Origin of the sequence: Holdemanella biformis DSM 3989, assembly GCF_000156655.1 — a bacterium.
Lineage (GTDB): Bacteria > Bacillota_I > Bacilli_A > Erysipelotrichales > Erysipelotrichaceae > Holdemanella > Holdemanella biformis.
In genome coordinates this window covers 125,955-149,233 of sequence record NZ_DS996845.1, presented here as the reverse complement: position 1 = coordinate 149,233, position 23,279 = coordinate 125,955, and the positions used below count along the sequence as shown (strand labels likewise).

General features: G+C 33.2%; 24 protein-coding genes. 4 read left to right on the top strand and 20 right to left on the bottom strand.

Features of this window, described 5'->3' with window-relative positions; genetic code table 11:
- The first annotated feature begins 146 nt into the window (after positions 1 to 146).
- The 3 genes from EUBIFOR_RS12795 to EUBIFOR_RS09150 all read left to right on the top strand — a co-directional run bounded on the left by EUBIFOR_RS12795 (position 147) and on the right by EUBIFOR_RS09150 (position 3,070).
- Positions 147 to 302 carry a hypothetical protein gene (locus EUBIFOR_RS12795; RefSeq protein WP_003865751.1) on the top strand — a complete coding sequence of 52 codons (156 nt, stop codon included), beginning with the start codon at positions 147 to 149 and terminating at the stop codon, positions 300 to 302.
- Positions 303 to 401: 99 nt separating this feature from the next.
- Positions 402 to 1,736: an MATE family efflux transporter gene (locus EUBIFOR_RS09155; RefSeq protein WP_003865750.1), complete on the top strand. Its 1,335-nt coding sequence runs from the start codon at positions 402 to 404 to the stop codon at positions 1,734 to 1,736.
- Positions 1,733 to 3,070 carry an MATE family efflux transporter gene (locus EUBIFOR_RS09150; protein ID WP_040466419.1) on the top strand — a complete coding sequence of 446 codons (1,338 nt, stop codon included), beginning with the start codon at positions 1,733 to 1,735 and terminating at the stop codon, positions 3,068 to 3,070. The genes EUBIFOR_RS09155 and EUBIFOR_RS09150 overlap by 4 nt, the downstream gene beginning before the upstream one ends.
- Before the next feature lie 20 nt (positions 3,071 to 3,090).
- Here the strand turns inward: EUBIFOR_RS09150 and EUBIFOR_RS09145 are convergent, their stop codons facing one another.
- From EUBIFOR_RS09145 to EUBIFOR_RS09140, 3 genes are all read right to left on the bottom strand, one after another.
- Positions 3,091 to 3,747 (bottom strand): Crp/Fnr family transcriptional regulator, encoded by a 657-nt coding sequence (locus EUBIFOR_RS09145; protein ID WP_003865748.1) that lies wholly within the window; start codon positions 3,745 to 3,747, stop codon positions 3,091 to 3,093.
- A 129-nt stretch (positions 3,748 to 3,876) separates the two neighbouring features.
- Positions 3,877 to 4,047 carry a hypothetical protein gene (locus EUBIFOR_RS12790; protein ID WP_003865747.1) on the bottom strand — a complete coding sequence of 57 codons (171 nt, stop codon included), beginning with the start codon at positions 4,045 to 4,047 and terminating at the stop codon, positions 3,877 to 3,879.
- 116 nt (positions 4,048 to 4,163) lie between these two features.
- Positions 4,164 to 4,595 (bottom strand): DUF3284 domain-containing protein, encoded by a 432-nt coding sequence (locus EUBIFOR_RS09140; protein WP_003865746.1) that lies wholly within the window; start codon positions 4,593 to 4,595, stop codon positions 4,164 to 4,166.
- Between the two features lie 52 nt (positions 4,596 to 4,647).
- Here EUBIFOR_RS09140 and EUBIFOR_RS09135 point away from each other — a divergent pair, with 52 nt between their 5' ends.
- Positions 4,648 to 5,397 carry a TatD family hydrolase gene (locus EUBIFOR_RS09135; RefSeq protein ID WP_003865745.1) on the top strand — a complete coding sequence of 250 codons (750 nt, stop codon included), beginning with the start codon at positions 4,648 to 4,650 and terminating at the stop codon, positions 5,395 to 5,397.
- A gap of 27 nt (positions 5,398 to 5,424) precedes the next feature.
- Here EUBIFOR_RS09135 and EUBIFOR_RS09130 read toward each other — a convergent pair whose 3' ends face one another.
- The 17 genes from EUBIFOR_RS09130 to EUBIFOR_RS09050 form a co-directional block, all read right to left on the bottom strand.
- Positions 5,425 to 5,778, bottom strand: coding sequence for a Spx/MgsR family RNA polymerase-binding regulatory protein (locus tag EUBIFOR_RS09130; RefSeq protein ID WP_040466418.1), 354 nt, complete (start codon positions 5,776 to 5,778; stop codon positions 5,425 to 5,427).
- 1 nt (position 5,779) lies between these two features.
- Complete coding sequence (locus tag EUBIFOR_RS09125; protein WP_003865743.1) at positions 5,780 to 6,736, bottom strand: ribose-phosphate diphosphokinase; 957 nt, start codon at positions 6,734 to 6,736, stop codon at positions 5,780 to 5,782.
- 28 nt (positions 6,737 to 6,764) lie between these two features.
- Positions 6,765 to 7,766: a bifunctional UDP-N-acetylglucosamine diphosphorylase/glucosamine-1-phosphate N-acetyltransferase GlmU gene (locus tag EUBIFOR_RS09120; protein ID WP_003865742.1), complete on the bottom strand. Its 1,002-nt coding sequence runs from the start codon at positions 7,764 to 7,766 to the stop codon at positions 6,765 to 6,767.
- Between the two features lie 90 nt (positions 7,767 to 7,856).
- The gene (locus EUBIFOR_RS09115; RefSeq protein WP_003865741.1) at positions 7,857 to 9,188 is read right to left on the bottom strand and encodes a coiled-coil domain-containing protein; all 1,332 of its coding nucleotides are present in this window, start codon (positions 9,186 to 9,188) and stop codon (positions 7,857 to 7,859) included.
- Positions 9,189 to 9,215: 27 nt separating this feature from the next.
- The gene (locus EUBIFOR_RS09110) at positions 9,216 to 9,767 is read right to left on the bottom strand and encodes a ComF family protein (protein ID WP_208853810.1); all 552 of its coding nucleotides are present in this window, start codon (positions 9,765 to 9,767) and stop codon (positions 9,216 to 9,218) included.
- A gap of 59 nt (positions 9,768 to 9,826) precedes the next feature.
- Positions 9,827 to 10,993, bottom strand: a complete 1,167-nt coding sequence (locus tag EUBIFOR_RS09105) for a helicase-related protein (RefSeq protein WP_003865739.1) — start codon at positions 10,991 to 10,993, stop codon at positions 9,827 to 9,829.
- A gap of 37 nt (positions 10,994 to 11,030) precedes the next feature.
- Positions 11,031 to 12,197: an aminotransferase class I/II-fold pyridoxal phosphate-dependent enzyme gene (locus tag EUBIFOR_RS09100; protein WP_003865738.1), complete on the bottom strand. Its 1,167-nt coding sequence runs from the start codon at positions 12,195 to 12,197 to the stop codon at positions 11,031 to 11,033.
- Between the two features lie 226 nt (positions 12,198 to 12,423).
- Positions 12,424 to 12,633, bottom strand: coding sequence for a 50S ribosomal protein L31 (gene rpmE / locus EUBIFOR_RS09095; RefSeq protein WP_003865737.1), 210 nt, complete (start codon positions 12,631 to 12,633; stop codon positions 12,424 to 12,426).
- 94 nt (positions 12,634 to 12,727) lie between these two features.
- Positions 12,728 to 14,422: a M3 family oligoendopeptidase gene (locus EUBIFOR_RS09090; RefSeq protein WP_003865736.1), complete on the bottom strand. Its 1,695-nt coding sequence runs from the start codon at positions 14,420 to 14,422 to the stop codon at positions 12,728 to 12,730.
- A gap of 42 nt (positions 14,423 to 14,464) precedes the next feature.
- Positions 14,465 to 14,656, bottom strand: coding sequence for a hypothetical protein (locus EUBIFOR_RS09085; RefSeq protein WP_003865735.1), 192 nt, complete (start codon positions 14,654 to 14,656; stop codon positions 14,465 to 14,467).
- Entirely contained in the window at positions 14,656 to 15,639 is a 984-nt protein-coding gene (locus EUBIFOR_RS09080; protein ID WP_003865734.1) for an ABC transporter ATP-binding protein, read from the bottom strand. Before EUBIFOR_RS09080 ends, EUBIFOR_RS09085 begins: the two co-directional genes overlap by 1 nt.
- A 2-nt stretch (positions 15,640 to 15,641) precedes the next feature.
- Positions 15,642 to 16,661 carry an ABC transporter ATP-binding protein gene (locus tag EUBIFOR_RS09075; protein WP_003865733.1) on the bottom strand — a complete coding sequence of 340 codons (1,020 nt, stop codon included), beginning with the start codon at positions 16,659 to 16,661 and terminating at the stop codon, positions 15,642 to 15,644.
- A gap of 15 nt (positions 16,662 to 16,676) precedes the next feature.
- The gene (gene opp4C / locus EUBIFOR_RS09070; RefSeq protein WP_003865732.1) at positions 16,677 to 17,588 is read right to left on the bottom strand and encodes an oligopeptide ABC transporter permease; all 912 of its coding nucleotides are present in this window, start codon (positions 17,586 to 17,588) and stop codon (positions 16,677 to 16,679) included.
- A gap of 13 nt (positions 17,589 to 17,601) precedes the next feature.
- A complete protein-coding gene (locus EUBIFOR_RS09065; protein WP_003865731.1) occupies positions 17,602 to 18,585 on the bottom strand; it encodes an ABC transporter permease in 984 nt (327 codons plus the stop codon).
- 181 nt (positions 18,586 to 18,766) lie between these two features.
- A complete protein-coding gene (locus EUBIFOR_RS09060; RefSeq protein ID WP_003865730.1) occupies positions 18,767 to 20,479 on the bottom strand; it encodes an ABC transporter substrate-binding protein in 1,713 nt (570 codons plus the stop codon).
- Positions 20,480 to 21,046: 567 nt separating this feature from the next.
- On the bottom strand, positions 21,047 to 22,417 hold the full coding sequence (locus EUBIFOR_RS09055) for a M24 family metallopeptidase (protein WP_003865728.1): 1,371 nt from the start codon (positions 22,415 to 22,417) through the stop codon (positions 21,047 to 21,049).
- Between the two features lie 49 nt (positions 22,418 to 22,466).
- A partial coding sequence (locus EUBIFOR_RS09050) for a phosphopentomutase (protein WP_003865727.1) occupies positions 22,467 to 23,279 on the bottom strand: 813 nt, incomplete at its 5' end.

The window sequence follows — 23,279 nt, the reverse complement described above, 5'->3', positions numbered from 1 at the left end:
AATTGAACTAAATCAATTTGAAGTATATCAAACTATGCTAGACAAAGGTTTCAGTGTAAAAGATATCGCATCAATCTTCTCAGTGAGTGAAGAATCAATTAAAAAGCTATTGATGAAAGCTTGATTGTAAAGAATGCACATATTGTATGCATTCTTTACAAAGTGTTAAACGTGGTGTAAAAAATACACAAATCAAAATAGCGATTAAAATGCTTGTAAGAAATAATCAAACGCTTGAAGAAATCTCTGAGATTGTTTGTTTAGATTTAAATACATTAAGAGAACCAAAAAAGTGTATTTGATTGAAATGCGGTCGGTGGTAGTGGAATTGAATGGGGACGTATATCGTACCCATTCTTTTTATTTAAAATTTAATGAAAAATTGCTACAATAATTCCTGTATGAAAAAAAATCAGAGTATTGACCTATTACATGGTCCAATATTTAAATCATTAAGTTTACTGGCAATTCCAATCATGGCCACTTATTTTATTCAAATGGCCTATAACCTAGTTGATATGTTATGGATTGGATTTTTGGGTTCTGGCGCCGTTGCCAGTGTTGGTGTGTCTGGAAATTTCATGTATTTGGCAAATGGATTAGTAAATATGCCTAAAATTGGTTCTCAAGCATTAGTTGGACAAAGCTTAGGAGCTAATAATAAAAAGGAAACAAAGAATTATATTGAAGCCGCTTTTCAAAGCTCAATATTGTTTGCGTTGATTTATGGAATCATTATTATTGTTTTTCAAAAAAATTTAATACAACTCTTCAATTTGAAAGATTCAACAATTATTCAAGACGCACAAAATTATCTATGGATTACATGTGGTTTTATTATTTTCTCATTTGTGAATCAAATATTCACAGGTATTTTAACGGCTGCCGGTCATTCAAAAAACACTTTTATCGCAACCACAACAGGTTTAGTTTTAAATCTTATTTTAGACCCTGTTTTAATTTTTGTTTGTAACCTTAGAGTCATTGGTGCAGCTCTCGCAACCATTATTGCCCAAATTATTGTTACTTTAGTTTTTTTATATGATGCTAAAAAATTAGATTTATTTCAAGAAATAAAGTTATTATCAAAACCAGATAAAAATCACATATCTAAAATTTTAAAAATAGGCTTCCCACCTTCTATTCAGAGCATGTTATTTACATGCATCTCCATGTACATTGCTCGTTTAATTTCTAGCTTTGGAGCTATAAGTGTTGCCGTTCAAAAAGTAGGATCTCAAATCGAATCCATTTCATGGATGGCTGCCGATGGATTTAGTGCATCTATCAATGCGTTCACTTCGCAAAATTATGGCGCAAAAAACTATAATCGAATTCAAAAAGGTTATAAAACTGGAATGCTTGTCGTTGGTTTATGGGGATTGCTTACTTCATGTATATTAATTTTCCTTCCTGGTCCTATATTTTCTTGTTTTATCCACGAATCCGATATCCTTCCATATGGAATTGACTATCTAATTATACTTGGATTTTCCCAACTCTTCATGTGCATAGAAATCGCGACACAAGGAGCTTTTAATGGATTAGGTAAAACATTACCTCCAAGTATTGTTTCTATTGTTTTTACTTCTGCCAGAATTCCCATGGCCATTGTATTATCTCATTTTTTAGGTGTTAACGGCATATGGTGGGCTATCTCTATTTCCAGTATTATAAAGGGTACTGTTTTAGTAACATGGTTTATTTTGTATTCAAAAAGGAGGCTTATCGCATGAAAAATCACTCTTTAACTCAAGGAAGCATCGCAAAAGGATTACTTTTCTTTGTGATTCCACTTTTCTTTTCCAATCTATTTCAACAACTCTATAACACAATTGACACTATATTAGTTGGTCATTTTTTAGGTGATAATGCACTGGCTGCTATGGGAGCAACAGCTGCTATTTTTGAATTGATTGTACAATTTTCTAATGGCTGTGGAACTGGTTTTAGTATTGTTACTGCTAGATACTTTGGTTCAAAAAATGAAGATGAACTAAAAAAAAGTGTTGCTACATCTTTAATTCTTGGCCTTATTATATCCATTGCGATCACAATTGTTTCTTATGTTTTTATGCCATCATTGTTAACTCTTTTAAAAACTCCAAGAATTATTTATAATGATTCATTAAATTATATACGTTGTATATCTGCTTTCTTGATTATCACAATGTTCTACAATTTAGGTGCAGGTATGTTACGAGCAATAGGAGATAGTCTTAGACCTTTAATTGTACTTTTCTGTTCTTCTATCATCAATATTGCCCTAGATATATTTTGTATCACAATTCTAGATATGGGAGTTTTAGGAGCTGGTGTAGCTACTGTTATTGCACAAGGCATATCGACAATTATTTGTTTCTTTTTAATTTGGAAAGATGCTAAAATACTTATCCCTAAAAAAGAACATTTCCATATGGAATCCTCTATGATTAACGATTTATTAGGGCAAGGATTTTCAATGGGATTTATGTTTTCCATTGTCTCTATCGGGACAATCATTCTCCAAACAGGAATCAATGGACTTGGAACGCAGATTATTGCCGCACATACAGCTGCACGAAAATTAATGTCCTTATTGTGTCTTCCTTTGTCTACATTAGCTGCTTCTATGGCTACCTTTGTTTCTCAAAATAAAGGAGCTCAAAACTATACTCGTATTATGAAAGGTGTTCGTATGGCAAACACTTGTGGTATTATCTATCCTATGTTTTTAAGTATAATTATCTATTTTACAGCTGAAAATCTAGTCCATTTCCTTTCCGGATCAAGCAATCCTATTGTACTTGAGAATGGTGCTATGTATTTAAAAATCAATGTACCTTTCTTTATTGTATTAAGCATTCTTCTTAATTTACGAAATACGATTCAAGGTTTTGGATATAAAATCACACCACTTATTTCAAGTCTTATTGAATTCTTTGGAAAAATCGTATTCACTTTATTTCTAGTACCTACATTTAAATATTTGGGTGTATGCTTTTGCGAACCTATTATCTGGTGTATGATGGCTAGTCAATTATTATTTTCATATCACAGAATCATAAAACCATTTAAAGCGCAGAATTAACTTCTACGCTTTGTTTTGTATTATGCTTGTATAAATTGTTTTAAATAATCTTTGTCTAAAACGACTATTTTTTGATTTACCATTGTGATGACATTTTCTTCACGTAAACCTCTTAAGATACGATTTACACTATTTCTTGTTGAAATACCACAGAATCCTGCAATATCATCATTTGTAACTTGGAAATCAATCAAAATACCATTATTTACTTTCCTTCCAAATAGCGGAATCAATTGATAAATAAATGCGCAAACAGCCCCATTCTTGCCATTCATTGTCATAAGTTGCTGTCTAAAAATAGCTTCTGCTAATTTATTACGATAATACGAGTTTACATAATCTTGTAATTTTGAATCTTGGTTTACATATTCCCAAAATAACACTCTTGGAATACGATAAAATGTCGCTGTTTCACTTTCTATACGAACATTAAATGGTGCCGATGTATATTGACTAACTTCGTCTTTTAAAAGCGAGATAATATCCGGTCCTTTAATATAAGATATATTAAATTCGCGGCCATCACGCAAAATTATACTTGTCTTAATAACACCTTCTTTTAAAACATATGTATCTTGTTGTTCCAATCCATAATATGTTAAATATGTATGTCTTTTCTTTGTGATTGTAGGCGCTTCTTTTTCTTCAAGAAATTTTATTAAATAATTACTGCCCATAAAATATCCCTCTCTGTATCAGTTAAATCGGTATAACACAATCCCTAAAACAAGTAGGTAACATATGTTATTCATAATTCTTTAACGCAAAAGAAAAAGGGATACAATTACTGTATTCCTTCTTCGCTATTATTTATGTTTTGAACAAATTGCTACTCCTACACCAATTGTTGCCATACAAATAACTGAGAACCATCCAGTGTGAGTAAAAATTTGATTGCTAGAACCAATTCCTGCTGCATACAGAGGCATTGGAACAAACAATAATGATGCTCCTGCTAAATAACCTAACTTTTTCATATCCAATCCCTCCTTTTTCGTTGGGTTAAAGCTTTTCTACACCAACGTTATAACGCACCTATAGAAAAAAAGAAACCAAGATGGAAAACTTGGTTTCTTTTATGGAATAATCTGCTTTATTTACTTCTTTCATTCAAAATGAATTTTTCGATTTCTTTAAACATCTTCTTAGCTTTCTTGCTAGATTGCTTTTCCGCCATCTTTTGTCTCCAAGCAGGAACATTTTGAGAAGATACATTTTCATATACTTCTTCATAGGTCACTTTAATTTTTGATTCATTCAATGCATCAATTTTATATGAAATCGTTGTATGATCAATGGCTGTATTAAAGGTTGCTACATATAATTCATTTGGAACCAATCTTTTAATATGTACTGTGATTTCGGATCCAACCCCTTTTCTTTGGGTTGATTTTTTCTTATATTTCAAGCCTTCTTTTAATTCTAATTTTTTCTTTGAAACATGATTTAATTCTTCCTGCAATGATTTCATCATCACATCGTAAAACTCTTTATCACTCACATTTAATTCTACACTTACTTTCATGTTGCACCTCACTTAACACAATTATATACTATTTTAAGAAAGAAGGTTATTTATGTATACAGATAGTCATTGTCACATCACTTGTGATCGTTTATATACTCGAATTGATGAAATCATAGAGAATATTCAGGCAAAGAATATTACATCTTGCATGATTATGTGCACAAGTCCAGAAGAGTTAGAACGAGCAAAAAGAATAAAAGAAAAATATCCATTCTTTAAAGTGGCGTTTGGATGGTTTCCAAGTGATGCGAAAGAAATAAAAGAAAAAGAAATTCAATATTTAATTGATCAAACTCCATACTTAGATTGTTTAGGAGAAATTGGATTGGATTACTATTGGGATACGAGTTTTAATGATTTACAAAAAGAATTATTTATCAAACAAATTCAAATTGCAAATGAACACATGCTTCCTATTTCTATTCATATGCGTGAATCCACAAAAGACTGCATGGACATTTTAAAACAATATGCAAAAACCAAAATCATCTTCCATTGTTTTAGCGGAAGTAAAGAAACAATGATGGAATGTTTAAAAATGAATTCTATGATTTCTTTTGCGGGACCGATCACTTTTAAAAATGCTAGACAAGCACCTGAATGCATTAAAGCATGCCCAATCGATAGGATTATTACAGAAACAGATTCTCCATATCTAACACCCGTTCCATATAGAGGTAAAGAAAACGAGCCTATGTATGTAGAATATGTTGCAAAAAAGATTTGTGAAATTAAACAACTTGATGAATCCAATGCATGTAAACAAATAGAAGAAAATTTCAATTCCATTTTTAGATAATGAAAGAAAGACCTGTCATTGACAGGTCTATTTTTGTAATTTCTCGTATTCTGAAACTTTGTTTCCTATGATAATCATATTGCCTTGAATCACAATCGGTCTTTTTACTAACATACCATTTGAGGCAAGTAATTCAATCAATTGTTCTTGTGTATATGTTTCACGCTTTTCTTTTATATTTAATTCACGATACAACATACCACTTGTGTTAAACAATTTTTTTAATTCCACACCTCGATCGATCCAACTTTGAATTTCTTCTTTTGTCGGATTTTCCTCTTTAATATTTCTATATGTAGCTTCAATCCCTAAATCTAACAAAGCCTTATATGCTTTTTTACAAGTTGAACAAGGTGGATATCCGATAAACAACGTTTCCATATTAGTCATCAAAAGCGTGTGCTAATACTTCTGATAATGAAGAGTTTTCTTCAACAGCGTGAATTAATCCAGCTAATAATGGTGCCATTGAAAGTACAGTCATTTCTGGATAAATCTTTTGATTTTCTGTTTGATCGATTGTATTTGTACAAACAAATCCAGCTAATTCAGCAGCTTTTAAACGATCAATAGCAGGTCCTGAAAGAATACCATGTGAACATGATGCATAAACAGCTTTTGCACCTTTGTCTTTTAACATTTTAATACCAGCCGTTAATGTTCCAGCTGTATCTACCATATCATCAATAATAATTGCAGTTTTTCCATCAACATCTCCAATTAAGTTCATAGCTTCAGCTACATTTGGTTTTGGACGACGTTTGTCGATGATTGCGATAGGTGCACCTAATGCATTTGCTAAATTACGAGCACGTACAGCTCCACCGTGATCAGGAGACACAACAACGATTTCTCCTAATCCTTCTTGATGTTTGAAGTAATCAGCAATCAATCCATTCGCAGTAATATCATCTGCTGGAATATCAAAGAATCCTTGAATCTGAGTAGCATGTAAATCAACTGTTACAACACGATCAGCTCCAGCTCTTTCCAATAAACTAGCTACTAATTTAGAAGTAATTGGTTGACGAGGTTTTGCCTTACGATCCTGACGTGCATATCCAAAATATGGAATAATAGCTGTAATACTAGCAGCACTTGCACGTTTACAAGCATCAATACCAATTAGAATTTCCATTAAATTTGAGTTTACAGGTTTATTTGTACTTTGTACAAAATATACATGTTTTCCACGAACAGATTCTTCTAATTCTACCAAAATTTCTCCGTCAGCAAAATGTTTTACTTCACATTTTCCTAATTCCAATCCTAATTCTTTACAAATATCTTTTGCTAAACCAACGCTAGATGATAAAGCAAATACAATAGTGTTTTTCATGATTTATCCTTTCTCATACCCTATCAGGCTATTTTATAATTTTATTGTTACTTACATAAGACATAGGTCCCACAATAGTTCCTTCACTTATGCAAGAATCGACGATTTTACTTGAATCTACTACAGCACAATTTTCAATTTTTGAATTATTCAAATAAGAACCCGGTAAAATCTCAACGAAATCACCAATTTCAGTATTTCCCAAGATTTCAACATTTGGATGAATAATAACATCATGTCCAATTTTTACATCTTTACCAATAACTGTTCGCTTAGGATCTACAATTTGTACCCCTTCTTTTAGCCAGTTATTGTTGATTCGATTTCGCATCCATTCATACGCTTTATTTAATTCTACACAATCGTTGATTCCCATGACTTCATCACGGTCTTCAACAACCAATCCTTTAACAACTTTACCTTGGTTAGCTAAAATTTTTACTAAATCCGTTAAATAATATTCATTTTGAGCATTATTTGTTGTTAGTTTATCAAGATTATCAAATAAATCTCTATTTTTGAAACAATACATACCCGCATTGATTTCACAGATTTTCTTTTGTTCCTCTGTACAATCTTTTGCCTCTACAATCGCTTGAACATGCCCATTTTCATCACGAACAATACGACCATAATGAGCTCCATCATCTAATACAGAAGTTAATAAAGTTAATGATGCATCTTGATTTGTTTGGAATAGTTTTTCCAAAGTTTCAGGTTGAATACAAGGACCATCACCATTGATAATTAATGTGTCTCCATCTTCATCCTTTAATTGTGTAGCCTGCATAACCGCATGACCAGTCCCTAATTGGGGTTGCTGCAAAGCAAATTCAACATCTGGAAAAGCTTCTTTGATACTCTCTGCTTGATATCCAACAATTACAACGATTCTTTGTACAGATACAGCTCTTAAAGCATCAATGATATAAGCCAACATTGGACGATCAATAATCGTATGTATTACTTTACTACGATCTGATTTCATTCGAGTTCCTTTTCCAGCCGCCAGAACAATCGCATTACGCATATTTTCACCTGACTTTCCGTATCTATTCTAACAAAAATCGTAAGACATTAAAAGCTTACAATAGAAAAAGACAATACAAAAATGTATTGTCTAGTCTAAATCGTCCAATTGACTTTGATAATCATTGATTTGTGAATTTAATGAATCCACTTTTGATTGTGCATCTTTTACATCTGAACTTGCACTATTTAATTTTGTTTGTGCTGTACTCAATTTATTTTCTAAAGAAGATACATTTGAATTCTTCTGTGCAGTTGCTAAAGCCGCATTAGCTGCATCCAAATCATCTTTAGCTGAATTGACTTCATTTTCTAAATTCGGATGATTTGTTCTTATATCCGATAATTCAGAAAGTTCATCCTGTGTAATTTGATCATTTGGTATATTATCAAGTTCTGCTCTTCTTCTTAAAATATCAACCAAATTATTGTAATCCGATTGTGCACTATTCACTGCGTTTTGTGCATCCCTTAATGAAGAATTGGCAGAATTGATTTTGGAAGTTAAAGAATCCACATCACTCTGTGCAGATTCCTGTGCTTTTTGTGCATTCTCTAAATCCGCGTTAGCCTTTGAAAGCTGATTCTTTAAATCACTGATTTTTTTCCTTAACTCTGCTTTCTTTTCCGCAATTTCTGTGTTGTTGTTCTTCTTATTCGTATTCGTTTTTTTGTTTGCCTTCGCAAGCAATTCGTTAAAGTTTTTACCCGTAGCCTTCTCTAAAATTTCATCAATTTTTTCTCTTTGTTTACGAGTCAAACTGTTATATTTACTCTCAAGATCAACAATTTCTTTCTTCTTGCTAGAAGATAATGAATTGTAGTTATTCGCAAAATCTAATAATTCTTGATAATTCTTCTTTTGAACTTCTTCTGTTTTTTCATCCGAACCCGATAATCCACTAGTTACTAGTTTGATACCACCAAAAATCAATAATGAAATCAATAAAACACCTACAACACCTAATCCAATATATAATCCTGTCTTAGAGTTGTTTTTCTTAAATGTTTTTTTCTTAGAATCCTTCTTCTTATTGATAACCTCTCTTTTTAGTTGAGGCCCCTTACCTTCTTCTAATAAAGATTGAATCTCATCGTCATCGATCACAACTGTTTTGTTTGTAGCATCCGCCTCTTGCTTTAGTTCATCCGCATTCCACATCACTGTGCGTGTTGCAGACAAATCTTCTTTAGGCTCATTCAAATCCTTTGATCCAACTACAAACGTATCTCCTAATGATGGCTCCTCTTTTTTTGACTGAAATGGAATCTCCGGTTCAGGTTTATGTTTCTTAACTCGACTACGATTTTGAGTCTTTGTAAATCGATCCATTTTTTGTTCTAATGTATCTTCCTGATCCGCTTGAAACGAATCTAGCAATTGAGAAATCTCATCATTCTCGTTCTTTCTTTTCTTATCCATAACTTCTATCGCCCCTTTGAAACTATTTTACCAAAACCCCTTTGATTTGACCACTATGTTTTCTTTATTTGCCTTAATCCATAAAGGATGCGCCGCTATCACAAATATACAATCTGGATGAATCAAATCCAAAGCAGCATACAATGTATTTCCCGTTGTACACACATCATCCACAAGCAATATTTTCTTTTTTTTAGGCAGTGGATACATCTCTTTTAAAGCTAATACGTCTTTTATATGTGCTCTTTCAAGCCTGGATTTTGAAGATTGTTTTACATTTTCTTTTTTATAAAATGGCGAATGCACAAAGACACCTAAAGTCGCATATATATCCACCACTGGCTCAAATCCTCTTTCCATGCGCTTAGCATCACTACTACATAAACTACACACACAATAATGTTTAAAAGTCTTGCTCAAGTATTGATGAGAATTAAAAAAAACATCTTTTAAAACAATATCCCTCTGTTCTTTATATTGAAAAAACAATCTTTCTAAAAACTCATCATATTCATACAATACATACATGAATGTTTCCTTGATTCGGTATGTCTGTTTATGTACTTTAAAATTTTTCATACAATCCGGACAAACTATCAAATCATTATAAAAGAAAATATCAAAATTTCGTATTTCACTCATTTTTTTGTGGCAGCATAAACAGTATCGTTCATCTTCGATATTTGATAAACACAATCTTTGATAGATTGACTTGAAAACTGACATAGACATATACCTTCTCCTTTAGGATCTTTAAAACTTCTTCCCACACGACCAAAAATCTGAATTAAACTAGCCGTTGTAAATACAGAATGATTCCCTTTAAAAACAACAACCTGAACACTTGGTATTGTGATTCCTCTTTCTAAAAGTGTTGTACAAACTAAAACTTCTAATTCTTTGTTACGAAAACAATCTAATATTTCATCCTTATTTTCAGTCGAAGAATGAACCAATGATGTTTTCACAAAGAGATTCAAAATCATTTTTAACCATGTTCCATCTCTTTTACGAGGCACAAACACAAGGGTTTGTTTATTATCCCTACAAAATTTTATGCATTCATAAATCACAATAAGGACTTGTAAAAACACAGAAACCTGAATCACTTTAGGCACAATCAAAGGATGCTTATGAGGCCTTTCAAATAAGCATACAAGTTCTGTTTTTTTCTCCTCTACAAGCCTCATACTTTCTTCATCCGGTGTTGCACTCAACATTAGCTTCTGACCAACACACGCTTGATTTGCGATAGCTTGCAACACTTCATTACCCGCAAAAGGAAAAGCATCTAATTCATCTAAAATCAATAAATCAAACGCATATGGATATCGATAAAGTTGATGAGTCGTACACACAATAATGTCTGCATCTGTTATTTGTGTATATCCTTGGGCTACCTCACATATACTCAATTCTGGAAATGCCTTTCTAAGTCTTGTAGCTATTTCAAGCACCACTTGTCTACGACTAATCGCAAATCCTACCTTTTTACCTTGCGCTAAATATCCACATATACTTTCAAAACAAATTTCTGTTTTGCCTGCTCCTGTACTTGCATAAAGAATCACATCTTTTCCGTTACTTAAATGCTTGTATACATCATGACTAGCCAATTTTTGTGAAGCAGTCAGTTCATAATCAAGTTTTGGCTTTCCTTTCCACGTTTTATGCATTAATTTTACTGGTTTTATTTTTTCATTAACCTCCAATCTAGAAAAATCAATGCACTTACGACAATAATAGACTCCATGATCATACGCAAATAATTTTGGATCTTCATTTTGACATCGATTACACTTCATATACTCTTATACGAAAAAAAAGTGCAAAATTTGCACTTTATTTAAAAATTTCTGATTTTTTTATTCTTTGAGCCGCTTCTTTAATATCTTCTATATCTTGTACTAAAGCTAAACGAACATATTTTTTCCCGTGGACTCCAAAGGCTTGACCAGGCGTTACGACTATTCCTGTTTTTTCCAACAAATCTTTTGTGAAGGCATAAGAATCTTCATATTGATCTGGAATCTTTGCCCACGCAAACATTGTTGCTGGACTTGAAGCAATATGCCATCCGACTGAGTCAAATATTTCACATAATGCATCTCTTCGATCTTGATAAGCCTGACAAGTCGAGTGAATGCTAGCTCCACCATGTCTTAAAGCTTCTATACCAGCATATTGTACGGGTAAGAAAATGCCATAATCCATATTTGATTTAAGTGTGTTATAACATTCGATTACTTCTTTATTTCCTACACATACACCAAGTCTTGCACCTGCCATTCCATATGTTTTAGAGAATGAATTTAACTCAATTCCAACTTCTTTAGCACCTGCAAAAGATAAGAAACTCTTTCCTACCTTTCCATCAAATACCAATTCACTATATGCATTATCATGTAATACAACAATATCGTACTTCTTCGCAAACGCAATTAATTCTTCATAGAAAGAATCTGGAGCAATTGCGCAAGTTGGATTGTTTGGATAGGATACAATCATCATCTTTGCCTTTTTTGCGATTTCTTCATCAATTTTATCCAATTGAATAATATAATTGGATTCTTCTAACAAAGGCATATATTCTACTTTAGCACCTGCAATTTTAGGTCCATCACTAAAGATTGGATAATATGGATCTGGAACCAATACGATGTCACCTGGATCACACATAGCTAAAAATAATGTACTTAAAGCTTCTTGAGAACCTTGTAAACAAATCATTTCATCATTTGTAAGTTCTACATGATAACGATCTTTATACCAATCATGAATGGCAGCCTTCATTTCAGGTAATTCATTGATCGCATATTTATAATTTTCAGGTATCATGATCGCATCTTGTAAAGCCTTCATAATTGATGGTTCTGGCGCAATATTAGGTGAACCTACAGAAAAATCAATTGTCGTATTTCCTGTACGTTTCATGTAGTCTAATTTCATATTCTTTAATTCTGTAAATATAGAAGATTGAAATAAATCCATTCTTTTTGCTCTTTTCATTTCAAAATACCTCGCTATTTTCTAATTTATTGACTTTATTATAAGCGTACAAAACAAAGTTTTCAAACACCACAATGATTTCTATTCTACTTTGTGTACATTTGTTGATTTTAATATAACCAAACAATCAAAATAAGCCTATTTTAAAGTATTTTAAAAAATTCAATTATATTTTTTTATAACCAAAATAAAAAACAGTGCCATTTCTGACACTGTTATTATATTACTACTTCAAACCATATTTCTTGTTAAATTTCTCAATACGTCCCTGAGCAGCAGCGAAACGTTGACGACCTGTGAAGAATGGGTGGCAGTTACTGCAAGTATCTACACGTAATTCATCACCTTTGATTGTACTACCTGTTTCGAATTCTGCACCACAAGATGTACAGATACATTTAACTTTATGATAATTAGGATGAATTCCTTGTTTCATATCGATGTATCCTCCTTCCGCCTTAAGTCATATCGACCCAAAGTAAGTGCTATACAATTATAGCAATCCTTTTTTCAATTCGCAAGTTATTTTTTTAAAATTGTGAATCATCTGCATTTTCAAACCATTCACGAACCAATTGTACAGTATCTTTTAAACATCCAGATTCAAAAGGAACTTTTAATCCTGCTTCTTTTACAATTTTTCTAAATGGCAATGTTCCGCCAATCTTACAAATATGTTTGTAGTCTTCAAAAGCTTTTTCATCTTTCTTTTGAATACGAGCCCAGAATTGTAATGCACAAACTTGAGCTAATGTGTAATCAATATAATAGAATGGATCCATGAAGATGTGAAGCTGACGCATCCACCATCCACCTTTTTCTAGAATCTCAATTCCTTCATAATTCTTTTGAGGCAAATATTGTTTTTCTAACTTTCTCCAAGTAGCTAATCTTTCTTCAATAGACATTTCTGGATTTTCATATACTTCATGTTGGAAATGATCCACTAACACTCCGTAAGGCAAGAACTTAACAGCTCCTGATAAGTGGTTGAAATAATATTTATCTACATCTTCTTCAAAGAAAGATTTCATCCATGGATATGTAAAGAATTCCATTGACATAGAGTGGATTTCACAAGACTCATATGTAGGCCATACACAATCAATCGGGAAAATATCCTTACTTGAATATACCTGGAAAGCATGACCTGCTTCATGCGTTAATACTTCAGCATCATGGCTAGTTTGATTGAAGTTTGCGAAAATAAATGGAGATTGATAGTTAGGAATGAATGTACAATATCCACCTGCTGCTTTACCAGGTTTTGAATCTAGATCCAACAATTCTCTTTCTGTCATAAATTCAAAGAATTCTCCTGTTTTAGGATCCAATTCCTGATACATCTTTAATGCACGTTTCACTAGTTCTGCACGATCATATTTAGGTGTTGGATTTCCTGAAGTAAATTCAAACTTCTCATCCCAAGCATGCAAAGTATCATAACCTAAACGTTTTTGTTGGCGAGCATATAATTCATTATCCAAAGGAACAACATCTTCTAGTACTTGTTTACGATAGTTTTCAACATCTTCCTTATTATAATCAAAACGCATCATACGATAGTAACCAAGTTCGATATAGTTTTCATATCCTAATTTCTTAGCCATACGTGTACGAACTTGCACTAATTGATCATAAACTTCACCAATTTCTTGAGCATGTTCATCATACCATCCCCAATAGGCTTGCATTGCACGTTTACGAGTATCTCTATCTTTATCATTTGTCTTTACTTCTAAAGCAGCAAGAGTATATGTTTCACCATCAAACTCAATTTGTGCGCTTGCAATGATTGCTTGATATTTAGAAGCTAATTTGTTTTCTTCTTGCATTTCTGGAATAATAATGGGATCAAATGATTTTTCTTCCATTTCTCTTTGTAAGAAATATGTTTCTGGTACTTCTTTTCTTAATTCAGAAACAAAAGTACTAGCCATAACTGCTTTATTACAATTGACAATATCTTCCTTCAACACGGGAAGCATTTCATTTAAAAAATCATTTTCTTGTGTGTAATATTCATCTCTTGTATCCACTGTATGACGTATATCAACAAGAGTCTGATTTGTATTGATATATTTATTAACATCATTTAATTCTATAAATGCATTTTTGAATTCTGCATAAGAAGCTGCATTCTGTAATTTTGAACAAATTGCCTTTAATTGTTCCTGCAAAGCTTCAATATCCATATGTTCATATTTGTAATCTGTAAATTTCATATCTTTCTCCTAAAAAAATAGAGAAGCCGAAAGCTTCTCGTATTATGCAAAGATGGCATTCCAACCAAATATTAATAGCGCTAAAATGACAATGGCACCTAATAAAATTGGCCAGAATGTACTACTAGCAGCAATTAATAAGGCTAGAAAATCTCCTTTTTCAAGACGATCTTCTTTACCTTTTTGTTTATCTTTTTTTTCTAACATCTCACGCATTGATGGGCGCTTAGACATTAGAATTCACCTCCAAAGTGACACTTAACGAAGTGATTTGGTTTAACCTCTTTTGTTGCTGGTTCTTGTTCACGACAAATGTCTTTCGCAAATGGGCAACGAGGGTTGAACTTACATCCCTTAGGAATGTTTACGTTACTTGGAATTTCACCTTGAATAACTTTCATTTCTTTACGTTTTGTAGGATCAGGTAAAGGAATTGCACCAATCAACGCTCTTGTATAAGGGTGTTGAGGGTTTGAATAGATTTCATTCTTATCTGCAAGTTCCATCATACTACCTAAATACATTACACCAACACGGTCAGAAATGTGTTTTACAACAGACAAGTCATGTGAAATGAAGATATAAGAAATGTTCTTTTCTTCTTGCATATCTTTCATTAAGTTGATGATCTGTGATTGGATAGAAACGTCCAATGCACTTACTGGTTCATCACAAATAATGAAACTTGGATCTAATGCCAAAGAACGTGCGATACCAATACGTTGTCTTTGTCCACCTGAGAATTGGTGAGGATAACGATAGCAATAATAACTTGGCAAACCACAACGGTCCATTAGATCTTTAACATATGCATCTAGTTCTGGACCACGTTTGAATTTTCCGTGAGCAATCAATGGTTCTGCCAAAATATTGAATACAGTCATACGAGGATTCAATGAAGAATATGGATCCTGGAAGATAAACTGCATTTCTTCACGTAAAGCACGCATTTCTTTACGAGATTTCTTCGCAACATCTTCACCTTCGAAGATTACCTCTCCGCTTGTTGGTTCATAAAGACGAATAATTGTACGACCTAAAGTAGATTTACCACATCCTGATTCCCCTACTAGACCTAACGTTTCTCCTTCATATAAATCGAAAGTAATATCATCTACGGCCTTAACACATGGGTCGCCTTCTTTATATTTTCCTTTTTTTAGAGGGAAGTATTTTTTAAGGTTTTTAACTTCAAGAATTTTTCTTTTTTCTGCCATGACTATCCCTCCTGTTTCATTTCTTCTTCAACTTTGAAGCACCATACGTGGTGACGTGATTTAATTTTTGTATCCACTGGTTGACCTTCTTTACAACGATCTGTTACATATGGACAACGATCTGCAAAGTAGCATCCTTTTGGTAAATACAATGGGTTAGGTACGCTACCTTCAATTGTATTTAATCGTTTTCCTTCTTCTGCAAGTGAAGGCATTGAATTCATTAATCCAATAGTATATGGGTGTTTAGGATTGCTGAATAGTTCTTCTACTGGAGCTGTTTCAACAACTTTACCTGCATACATAACATTAACGTTATCAGCTACCTGAGCAACTACACCTAAGTCATGTGTGATCAACATGATTGATGTACCAGTTTCATTCTTTAATTTGTTCATTAAAGATAGAATCTGAGCCTGAATTGTAACGTCTAGAGCTGTTGTAGGTTCATCGGCAATCAATAATTTTGGATGACAAGATAAAGCCATCGCAATCATAACACGCTGACACATACCACCTGATAATTGGAATGGATAGTTATCAACAACTTTTTCTGGACGAGAAATACCAACTTCTGACAACAATTCGATTGCACGTTGTTTAGCTTCTTCTTTAGATACTTCTTCGTGCGTCAAAATGTTTTCCATGATTTGATCTCCAACTGTAATAACTGGGTTCAAACTTGACATTGGTTCCTGGAAAATCATAGAAATTTCGTTACCACGAATATGACGAATTTGTTCATCTGTAGCTGTAGCTAAGTTCAAACCATCTTCATCACGATCTACATTTCCCATATATACGATTTGTGATCCAGGCATAATTTCTCCCGGTTCACTGACTAAGCCTAAAATAGACATGGCAGTTACAGATTTACCACAACCTGATTCACCTACGATCGCAAGCGTTTCATTTTCATACATTGTAAAGTGGTTTCCATCAACTGCTTTTGAATCACCTTTTTTTGTATGGAAGTATACACGAAGGTCTTCCACTTTAATTACTTTTTTATTTACAGACATTGTGTATCCTCCTTACTACTGTAATTCTTTAGGGTCGAATGCATCACGTAAACCTTCACCAATTAAGTTGATAGAGATTACAGTTAATAAACACATTAAACCTGCAGGGATCCATTCCCAAGGATAGTTTTGGAACACATAAGAATCACGTGCCAAGTTCATTAAGTTACCCCAAGATGGAGTTGGTGCCGTAACACCCATACCTAAGAATGATAAACCAGCCTCAGTCAAGATAGCACTCGCCATTTGTAGTGTAGCATTTACGATTACCAAAGAAATTACGTTTGGAAGTAAGTGTTTAAAGATTTTTGAGAAATCTGAAATACCTAAAGCTTCACAAGCTTGCATAAATTCTTGTTCACGTAAAGTTAAAATTTGTCCACGAACTAAACGAGCAAGTCCTGGCCATGATAATAAACCAATCAATAATGATACAGTATACATTTTTTGACTTTGTGGAACCCACAACATAGTTGAGGCAACCGCAATAATCATTGGTGTAAATGGTAATGAATAAACGATTTCTGCAAAACGCATTAATAAGTTATCCAATTTTCCACCATAATATCCAGAAATACCGCCAATTGTACATCCTAAGATGACAGTGATAACAGCAGCAATAATACCAACCATAATAGAGATACGTCCACCTAAGAATAAACGGAATAAGCAGTCACGACCTTGTTTATCTGTTCCTAATAAATGTTCTCCTCCTGGAGCTAAGTTAGGATTTGATAAATCATAGTCATTTACGCTATATCCAAGCATTGGTGGTATAACAATAACAGCAATAACAATTAAAATAAAAATAATCAAACCTGCCATGGCAACACGGTTTTGTCTAAACTTACGCCACGCGATGGTCCAAGGACCTATAGATTCAATTTTTTCACCAGATTCTAATACTACAGCATCTTTTTTAGCCATCTATAGTTCCCTCCTATTCATCAACCTTGATACGTGGGTCAACCAATGTATAACAAATGTCAGACAATAAGTTACCTAACAACATCAACAAGGCACTAAACATCAAACAAGCCATAACTAAAGAGTTATCACGTTGGTTGATCGCATCAATTAATACTTTACCAATTCCTGGCCAGATAAATACAGATTCCAAAATTACGGCTCCTGAGAATAATGATGGAATGTATAATCCTAGTAATGTTACTAAAGGAATCTGAGCATTTTTAAATGCATGTTTGTAAATAACAGTCTTTTCTTTTAGACCCTTTGAACGTGCAGTACGAACATAATCCATGTTGATGACTTCAACCATAGAGTTACGTACATAACGTGAGAATGACGCAAATGAACTAAACGCCAATACGATTACAGGTAAAATTGAGTGTAATGCGATATCTCCAATTTCTTGGAAAATACTTGAGTAACCAAAGCTTGAAAGCATTGTGTCACGCATTCCATTGATTGGCATGCCTGGGATGTTCAAACCAATGAAGAAAATTAATACTAAGGCAAAGAAGAATGTTGGAACACTTATTCCTAACAATGAAAATACTGTCCAGAAGTTATCAAACACTGAACCTTTCTTTACGGCTTGCTTTATTCCAACTGGAATTGCAAAAATTAAAGCCACTATTAAAGAAACAACATTCAAATAGAATGTATTCCATACATAGTCACCAATAATAGTTCCAACTGGTTTTTTAAGAGTAATACTTGATCCTAAATCTCCTGTACACATACGTCCAACCCAACGTACATATTGTTCAGGTAACGATTTATCCAATCCTAACAACTCACGAACGTGATCACGTTGCTCTTGTGTAACCTTTGAACCGGCTCCAAAATAAGCTGTTACCTCATCACCTGGCATCGCCTTTACAGTACCGAAAATAACGATTGAAATGATGAAAAGGACAGGAATCATCGCTAAAATTCTTTTAAATACATACTTTAGCATAGTTATCGATCCTTTCTATCCACTAAATGCATATAAGAGCAAGTCAATACGGCTTGCCCTTAATTTTATAAACAATCCACGATTTTTTCATGCAGACTATTTAACGTTGCAGCGTTTCTGTTAATGAACATTTGTCCTTTAACATCCACTATTTTAACACATCTTTGTGCAATTTTTAAATTTATTTTACAGTAATTGTATCCATTGATTGAGACCAGTTACGTAATGTTCCTGTTCCAGTCAAGTCAACTTTCTTATTGTAAAGGTTGAATTGCATACCTGAGTAAACTGGCATGTAACCTGCATCATCAGCAGCCATCTTCATAGCTTCAACATAATCAGCTTTTGATTGTTTTTCATCAGAATCAGCACGAGCTTTTGTCAATTGGTCAACCAATGCTTGATCATTGATACGAGAGTAGTTATTTACAGCCATGTTATTTGGATTATTAGTATATGAATCATTAGCTCCAGCATCTTGGTTATCTGTAAAGCTAGTAGCTAAGAAACACATATTCCATTCGCTATCGTGGCTTTCATCTTGAATGTTGCTTAATAATGTAGAGAAGTCAACTGTAGTTTGTTTTAAGTCAACACCTAAATCGCTCCAAGTTTTCTTAACCATAGGAATTAAAGTTTCAAGTACTGAGTTACCTTCTGAACATAAGAATTTGATTTCTAATTTTTGTCCATCTTTTTCACGGATTCCATCAGCACCACGAACCCAACCAGCTTCATCTAATACTTGGTTCGCTTTATCCATATCAAATGCATATGTATTTAATCCATCGATTGTTTCTTCATTACGAACAACGGCACCACAGTTTACTGATGCTGGACTCCAGTATGCAGCTGGTACATATCCACCTTTAACTTTCTTAACTTCGTCACTTGCTTTTTTATCCCATCCGAAGTATGAATCACAGAATCCTTGACGATCTGTCGCATACATCAATGCTTGACGTACAGCTTTGTCAGCTGTAGCTCCATTGTTAGCGTTCATAGCTACGAAACCAACAGCACTACGAGAGTAGTAGTTGAATGCCATGTTTTTATCTTGACTTGCTTCACTTACTTTATTTGTTTCAATTACATCTGGAATTAAATCAACTGTTCCTTTTTTCAATTCTGAAACTTCTGTAGTTACATCTGTTTTCTTAATAATGATTTGATCTACTTGGTATTGTCCCTTTTCACGTTTGAATTCTTCATTACGAACAAATGAAGCTCCACTTGCTTTATCATAACTCTTTATTTGGTAAGCACCAGAACCACATGATTCTTCTTGGTTCTTTTCAACAACTTTTACTTTACCTTGTTTGTATTTTGAGTAGTGATCTGCACTAGTGATTCCCATTCCACCAAATTTTGTGATTGCATCGATTTGAGGTGATACTAAGTGGAATACTACTGTGTAATCATCTGGAGTTTCAATACCAGTTAATTCTTTAGCAGCTCCGCTATTATATTCTTTATATCCTACTAGGTTTTCCAATCCACCACCATTAGGACCAGCATAGCTTGGGTCAGCTAATGTTGCGAATGTAAATTTAACGTCTTTTGAAGTTACTTCAGTTCCATCACTGAATTTGTGTCCTTTTTCCAATTTGTAAGTTAATGTTAAACCATCTGCACTTACTTCTGGTAAATCTTTAGCCAATTCTGGTACCAATTCGTTATCCGCATTGTACTTTAACATTGATTCGTAGCATAAGTTTGCTACATATTGGTCATAAGCACTTGATGCATATTGAGGTGTAAACTGTCCAGTCAAACTTTGGTTTACAGATACTGTTAATGTTTTTGCGTTACTGCTAGATCCGCCTGAACATGCTACTAAAGTAGAAGCCATTGCTACAGATGCTAAACCAGCAACAATTCTTTGTTTATTCATTTCTCTTTCCTCCTATAGTCTGCTCACTAACTATGTGTGATGAAATTATACTATGTTAGAAACACGTTTTCAAGGGTTTAAGAAAATAATTTACATACAAATTTACATTAATGTATATTTTTCATGAACACGACACGTTATTTTGTCTTTATATCAAGTATTTTTCATTGTATTCGCTTACACTCGAGTTTTCGTGTTTTTTCTACAAACATTTGTCTATAGATGATAGATTTTTATGTAAATTATGAAAATACAATTCAATTTTTTGCCTATATATAACTTTTAAAATATAGAATCTACAATTTATAATTCATATTACATAAAGAAAACTACTCTAATTCTTGAAAATGGTTTACTTTATAATTTCACATAATTCATTTCAATTTCACAACTTTTACCAAAGTTAAAATAAAATTGTGACAATATGGAATGATATTCTATAAGTGCCTTAAAGATAAGGCAATGAATATAGAAAATAAACCAATATTCATATCTCTCTTTTAAAAATAATAATAAACAAAAAGGAACCATTCTAGATGCCAACACTAGAATGGTTCTTATTATTTATTATAATTTCATCGCCTTTTCTTTATTCAATAAGAACGGTCTTAAATATGCGACCGTTGAACACATAGGTAAGATATCTTCATTTATAGATATGTTCAATTCATTGATAATATAATTTCTTCTCTTTTGAATTCGATTCCACAATTCCGGTTCTTCTTGTGCAATCTGTTTTCGTAGATTTTCATCCGCTAATAAAACTGTACTTTCTGCACTTGTTCCTGCATAGCCTGATTTTGATGGAATAATATCAATTTGATACAACATACCACTTTGTACTAATTCTTTACTATTCTCATAAATATTTGATGACATCCACTCTTCATCAGCTGTTAAATGCCCAGGACACAAGTTCCAATTGTATTCAGTCTTTGGCATTGTTTCTTCAATTAAATCATAAACTTCGCCACCAAGCATTCCACAATGTACTTTTTCTAGCCATACTACAACTGATGAAAAATATGGTTTCACCAATACATCAAGATAATCTTGAACAGCTTCATCCAATTCATTACTGTCATGAACTGCATAACCAGCTCTAGATGAGAATCCACCCTTATATCCAATCGATAAACTGATTGGATCTTTTAATTTCACTGTGTTCGTTGTTGGATAAATATTTGCCTTTATAAATCTTGGACCTGATGCAGCAATTGTAACCACACTATTTTTTTGTCCATATGCATTTAAGATGTTTCCCAATTCCATTTCAGAAACACCTACATCCAAGTGATTCATAGCCTTCAAAATACAGTCACTCGCAAGGGCAGCTCCAAATTCATAGTGAACAATTTCATTTACATTGTTTGTGCAACGAGCACCATCTTCTCCAATAAATAATCTTGTTGCATTAAATACATTACTTCCAACAAGTTCTTTAATTGTATCTACAACATAATATGGAACATCGAATAATTGAGCGTTATCTTCATAATTACTAGTAAAATTCTTCCATCCTACTATACCAACCTTATTTGCTTTATCAAAACCACACTGACTTAGAATATCCTTAATTCCTTTTTTTACATCCATCGGTTGATTCGGTAACGAAAAATATGGACAATGAATTGGAGTCGCCTTAATTCTAGCTTTCGAGGCCTTATTCAAATTCTCATTTCCTAAAACCATATAGTGCTCTCCACTTGCATTCAAAATTAGTAATGCCTCTTCAAATCTTGGCAAAAAACCAGTTAAATACTCAAAATTATTACCATGTTCCAAATCAGCATAAATAATTAAAGAATCAAAATTTTCACAATTCATTCTCTCTAACACTTTGTTCAAACGTTCATTCATTGTTTCATCCGTCAATTGTATAGGAGTATTTGTACAATCACATTCCGGTAATTTTACATTTTCATATTTTATTTTCATTAAACTAAACCTCCGTAATTAGTGTTTTATAAACAAATGAGAATTCGATTTACACAAGCTTGTCTAAATCGAATTCTCCAATTAAATAGTTCTGCTTATCGACATCGAAATTATTCAATATTACTGCACCAATTGTTCCAAACGAGATTGAATCATCCAACACACCATGTTCTTTCATACTAGGTGAGTACATTAAGCATGGTACACATTCTCTGGTATGATCCGTTCCTTTAAAGGTTGGATCATTTCCATGATCGGCAGTAATAATCAATAGTGTATCTGAATCAATAACACCTAATAATTGTCCAAGTAACAGATCAAAATCTTCAAGTTCATCCCCGTAACCAGAAACATTTCTTCGATGTCCCCACTTGGCATCAAAATCCACAAGGTTCGTAAATAATAAACCTGTAAAATCTTTTTTCATTTCTTCAATCGTTTGAAGCATACCCTCATGACTTGAAGTCGAATGAATACTCTTTGTGATTCCCTGCCCATTAAAAATATCACTAATCTTACCAATACCAATCACATCAAATGCATTTGATTTTAAGACATCTAAAACGGTTTTACTCGATGGAGACAAAGCATAATCATGACGATTGCTCGTGCGTGTAAAGTGACCCACCGAATCTCCAACATAAGGACGGGCAATGACTCTTCCTACTTTATATTCTGGTTTTAGAGTTATTTCTCGAGCAATTTGACAAACACGATACAATTCATCGAGTCCTGTCACTTCTTCATGTCCACAAATTTGTAGAACACTATCGGCCGATGTATAAAGTATCAATTTCTTTCCATCCGATTGAATCTCTTCCATCGCCAACTCATCTAAAATTTCCGTACCACTTGCACTTTT

Coding starts and splice junctions, on each gene's coding strand:
- EUBIFOR_RS09135 (WP_003865745.1), top strand. CDS start 4,648: ATGTATACAGATAGTCATTGTCACATCACTTGTGATCGTTTATATACT.
- EUBIFOR_RS09145 (WP_003865748.1), bottom strand. CDS start 3,747: ATGGGCAGTAATTATTTAATAAAATTTCTTGAAGAAAAAGAAGCGCCT.
- EUBIFOR_RS09055 (WP_003865728.1), bottom strand. CDS start 22,417: ATGAAAATAAAATATGAAAATGTAAAATTACCGGAATGTGATTGTACA.
- EUBIFOR_RS09125 (WP_003865743.1), bottom strand. CDS start 6,736: ATGAAAAACACTATTGTATTTGCTTTATCATCTAGCGTTGGTTTAGCA.
- rpmE (WP_003865737.1), bottom strand. CDS start 12,633: ATGAAACAAGGAATTCATCCTAATTATCATAAAGTTAAATGTATCTGT.
- EUBIFOR_RS09080 (WP_003865734.1), bottom strand. CDS start 15,639: ATGGCAGAAAAAAGAAAAATTCTTGAAGTTAAAAACCTTAAAAAATAC.
- EUBIFOR_RS09150 (WP_040466419.1), top strand. CDS start 1,733: ATGAAAAATCACTCTTTAACTCAAGGAAGCATCGCAAAAGGATTACTT.
- EUBIFOR_RS09065 (WP_003865731.1), bottom strand. CDS start 18,585: ATGCTAAAGTATGTATTTAAAAGAATTTTAGCGATGATTCCTGTCCTT.
- EUBIFOR_RS12790 (WP_003865747.1), bottom strand. CDS start 4,047: ATGAAAAAGTTAGGTTATTTAGCAGGAGCATCATTATTGTTTGTTCCA.
- EUBIFOR_RS09100 (WP_003865738.1), bottom strand. CDS start 12,197: ATGAAAAGAGCAAAAAGAATGGATTTATTTCAATCTTCTATATTTACA.
- EUBIFOR_RS09075 (WP_003865733.1), bottom strand. CDS start 16,661: ATGTCTGTAAATAAAAAAGTAATTAAAGTGGAAGACCTTCGTGTATAC.
- EUBIFOR_RS09060 (WP_003865730.1), bottom strand. CDS start 20,479: ATGAATAAACAAAGAATTGTTGCTGGTTTAGCATCTGTAGCAATGGCT.
- EUBIFOR_RS12795 (WP_003865751.1), top strand. CDS start 147: ATGCATTCTTTACAAAGTGTTAAACGTGGTGTAAAAAATACACAAATC.
- EUBIFOR_RS09130 (WP_040466418.1), bottom strand. CDS start 5,778: ATGGAAACGTTGTTTATCGGATATCCACCTTGTTCAACTTGTAAAAAA.
- EUBIFOR_RS09090 (WP_003865736.1), bottom strand. CDS start 14,422: ATGAAATTTACAGATTACAAATATGAACATATGGATATTGAAGCTTTG.
- EUBIFOR_RS09085 (WP_003865735.1), bottom strand. CDS start 14,656: ATGTCTAAGCGCCCATCAATGCGTGAGATGTTAGAAAAAAAAGATAAA.
- EUBIFOR_RS09110 (WP_208853810.1), bottom strand. CDS start 9,767: ATGAAAAATTTTAAAGTACATAAACAGACATACCGAATCAAGGAAACA.
- EUBIFOR_RS09115 (WP_003865741.1), bottom strand. CDS start 9,188: ATGGATAAGAAAAGAAAGAACGAGAATGATGAGATTTCTCAATTGCTA.
- EUBIFOR_RS09140 (WP_003865746.1), bottom strand. CDS start 4,595: ATGAAAGTAAGTGTAGAATTAAATGTGAGTGATAAAGAGTTTTACGAT.
- EUBIFOR_RS09120 (WP_003865742.1), bottom strand. CDS start 7,766: ATGCGTAATGCGATTGTTCTGGCGGCTGGAAAAGGAACTCGAATGAAA.
- EUBIFOR_RS09155 (WP_003865750.1), top strand. CDS start 402: ATGAAAAAAAATCAGAGTATTGACCTATTACATGGTCCAATATTTAAA.
- opp4C (WP_003865732.1), bottom strand. CDS start 17,588: ATGGCTAAAAAAGATGCTGTAGTATTAGAATCTGGTGAAAAAATTGAA.
- EUBIFOR_RS09105 (WP_003865739.1), bottom strand. CDS start 10,993: ATGAAGTGTAATCGATGTCAAAATGAAGATCCAAAATTATTTGCGTAT.